This window comes from Brevundimonas sp. (genome assembly GCF_030682035.1).
In the GTDB taxonomy this organism is placed as follows: Bacteria; Pseudomonadota; Alphaproteobacteria; order Caulobacterales; family Caulobacteraceae; genus Brevundimonas.
This window is the reverse complement of sequence record NZ_JAUXQZ010000013.1, coordinates 1-2,344: the sequence shown is the minus strand read 5'-3', so window position 1 is coordinate 2,344 and position 2,344 is coordinate 1. Positions and strand designations below refer to the sequence as shown.

The 2,344-nt window shown below is 58.4% G+C and carries 3 protein-coding genes; all 3 read right to left on the bottom strand.

The features are described from left to right. Nucleotides 1-69: 69 nt before the first annotated feature. Complete coding sequence (locus Q8K49_RS01880; RefSeq protein ID WP_305303733.1) at nt 70-1,683, bottom strand: IS66 family transposase; 1,614 nt, start codon at nt 1,681-1,683, stop codon at nt 70-72. Between the two features lie 45 nt (nt 1,684-1,728). Beyond that, the gene (tnpB, locus tag Q8K49_RS01875) at nt 1,729-2,064 is read right to left on the bottom strand and encodes an IS66 family insertion sequence element accessory protein TnpB (protein ID WP_305303732.1); all 336 of its coding nucleotides are present in this window, start codon (nt 2,062-2,064) and stop codon (nt 1,729-1,731) included. Further along, the coding region (locus Q8K49_RS01870; RefSeq protein WP_305303731.1) for a hypothetical protein at nt 2,052-2,344 on the bottom strand (293 nt) is incomplete at its 5' end. The genes Q8K49_RS01870 and tnpB, both read right to left, overlap by 13 nt.

Sequence of the window (2,344 nt, the reverse complement as noted above, 5' to 3'; positions counted from 1 at the left end):
AAAATCTGATCAGGGAAAAAGTTGCGGAAGGCTATGCATAATCGGGAATCGAAGGCCGATCAGCGATTCTCAGGCCTTGGCTGACAGGAGCAAGCCCCGTTCATCCTTGGGCAGAGGCTTCCACTGGTCGGGGAGGAGCTCCCGCAGACGGGTGACCGGATGGCTCATGATCCGCCGGAGCATGTCGTCGAAGTACTCCCAGGGATTGATTTCGCAGTCCTTGCAGGACTGGACGAGGCCCATGAACAGGGCCGCCGCTCGACCGCCCCGTTCGCTTCCCACGAAGAGCCAGTTCTTCCGCCCCAGTGCGACGGGACGCATGGCGTTTTCCGCCAGGTTGTTGTCAGGCCGGAGCCGGCCGTCTTCCAGGTAGCGGCACAGGGCCTTTCTTTGATTCAGGGCGTAATCGATGGCCTTCCGGAGCGGTTCCGACGGCGTCGTCTGGCGCCTCATCTCTTCGATCTTCGCGAAAATCCCGGCAAGGAGGGGCGCTGCATGCTCCTGCCGGAAGCGGCGCCTCTCCTCGGGCTCCATACCGGCGCAGGGGGTCTCCACCTCGTGATAGAGCCGGGCGATGCGGGCCAGGATGTCCGTCGCCTCTTTTGGGCGCGAAGATGCTGCCTCATCGAACTTCCGTCTGGCATGTGCCCAGCATCCCACCTCGATGATGCCCTTCTTTTTGAAGAGTTCATCGTAGCCGCTGTAGGCGTCGGCATGGACATACCCCTGATAATCCTTGAAAAAATCGAGAGGCCGCCTCTTGCTGCGATCGATGGAGAAGTCGTAGGCTGTAAGTGGCGGGCCGGGTCCTCCCCGCACACAGACCCACAGCCTGGCTTTTTTGAGCTTCCCGTTACCCTTGACTTGCAGGGGAACGGGGGCGTCATCAGTGAACACGATGTCGCTTTCCAGGACGGCCCGCCTGAAGACCTCCTCCAGACGATAGGCGCTCTCATAGACCTGCATCAGCCAGCTGCTCTGGGTCGCCCGGGGGATCGTTACCCCCTCCCGCTCGAAGATGCCGTCCTGACGGTAGAGCGGCAGATGATCCGCAAACTTGCTGACGATCAGATGGGCGATCAGCCCCACATCCGCTTTGCACTTGGCTATGGGGTGTTCCGGCATGGTCGCGGCGATCACGCCTGCGAATGAATCGGCTCTTTCCGGCAATGCGTATTGGGGTCGCTTGTAGACATTGACGATGAGTTTACCCGGCCGGTATTCCAGCTTCTCCGAGACCTCGACAGAGATCACCTTCAGGGATTCGCCCGTCTCGGGGCAGACCTTCTGCTCCTCGGGGATATCGAGAAGGATCTCCACCCGTTCAAGGTGTTCGGGAATGGGAACGCGGCCATGATGCTGGGAAGCCTTCCGCGTCTTGACGACTTCCGGTTGAACCGGGACATCGGCTGCGAACGGCATCCGCGGGGCGTTTTGTTCCAAGGACTCCAGGATGATGGAATCGAGCATCATCTGGTTGGGGTTGAGCTGCTCGGACTTGCGACCGTACAGACGCCGGAGCATCTGCTCCATCTGGTGCTGAAGGGTTGCCAACTGCCGCTGGGTGGATTCGAGTTTTCTGGTGAGTTCCCCGATCTGGGAATCTTTTTGCGCGGTGATTTCGAAGATCAGAGAATCCTTCTGCGCGATAAGATCCAGGGCCTGGGGGAGCGTCAATATCATGGATAGGCTGATAGCACATAATCATAATTATGTCAAGTAGTTATGTTAATATTTGTATCTTTTTTCAACTTTTTTCGGCACGATTCCCTCCAGGAGCATGGTCAGTTCGCGGCGTTCGATGCGACCGTCTTGGGGATACAGATCGGGCAGGGTAAAATGGCCCCGCTCCAGGCGTTTATACCAGAGAGCCAGGCCATCCCTGTCCCAATAGAGAAGCTTGACCATGCTTCGGCGACGGTTGACGAAGACGAACAGGGAGCCGGACAAGGGGTCTTCCTCCAAGGCGGAACGGACGATGCCGCATAGGCCGTCGAAGGATTTTCGCATATCGCAGATGCCGCGGTACAGATAGATACGGGTGGCTGCGGTCAGGCAGAACATCGGTTTGTGCTGAGCGTCTCGACAACAGCGCGGAGAGTGTGGGGATCGAATTCCCGATCCACTTCGATGCAAAGCCTTACGCCCAGGCGGATGCTGATGCCCGAGGCGGCATTAGTCAGCCTTCCGGGGATCAGCTCAATGAAGCCTCCGGCGGAGGATTGCTGCTCTCTGAGCCTGCACCGCCAGGTATAAAAATAGGATGGTTTGATCTGGGCGTTCCGACAATAAGCGGCGATGCTCACGCCACTTGTCGCCTGGTTCTCGATGATGGTGCGCCAAT

Coding starts and splice junctions, on each gene's coding strand:
- Q8K49_RS01880 (WP_305303733.1), bottom strand. CDS start 1,683: ATGATATTGACGCTCCCCCAGGCCCTGGATCTTATCGCGCAGAAGGAT.
- tnpB (WP_305303732.1), bottom strand. CDS start 2,064: ATGTTCTGCCTGACCGCAGCCACCCGTATCTATCTGTACCGCGGCATC.